The sequence below is a fragment of the Syntrophomonas wolfei subsp. methylbutyratica genome (assembly GCF_001570625.1).
GTDB lineage: Bacteria > Bacillota > Syntrophomonadia > Syntrophomonadales > Syntrophomonadaceae > Syntrophomonas > Syntrophomonas methylbutyratica.
This window is the reverse complement of the sequence record NZ_BBQT01000086.1, coordinates 1-378: the sequence shown is the minus strand read 5'-3', so window position 1 is coordinate 378 and position 378 is coordinate 1. Positions and strand designations below refer to the sequence as shown.

The following is a 378-nucleotide window of genomic DNA, read 5'->3' as shown; positions in this document are numbered from 1 at the left end:
TTGTCCGGGAGGAAGCTTTGCTTCTTCCTCTCCTTACTCCTTAGAAAGGAGGTGATCCATCCGCACCTTCCGGTACGGATACCTTGTTACGACTTCACCCCAATTACCAACCCCACCTTGGACGGCTGCCTCCGGTTGGGATGTGAGAAATGGGAGGTTAGATGTGAGAGCTTTTGAGGAAATCGTCTGAGACGATTTCTACTTTAATTCCCACTTCCAACTTCTCGCCTCTCACCTCCCAACTGGTTGGCTCACCGGCTTCGGGTGTTGCCGACTTTCGTGGTGTGACGGGCGGTGTGTACAAGGCCCGGGAACGCATTCACCGCGACGTGCTGATTCGCGATTACTAGCGATTCCGACTTCATGCAGTCGAGTTGC

1 rRNA gene is annotated in these 378 nt (G+C 53.7%); it reads right to left on the bottom strand.

From position 1 onward, the window contains the following. Positions 1-44 precede the first annotated feature (44 nt). Positions 45-378: ribosomal RNA gene (locus tag AWB54_RS15110) — 16S ribosomal RNA — on the bottom strand; the annotation flags it as partial.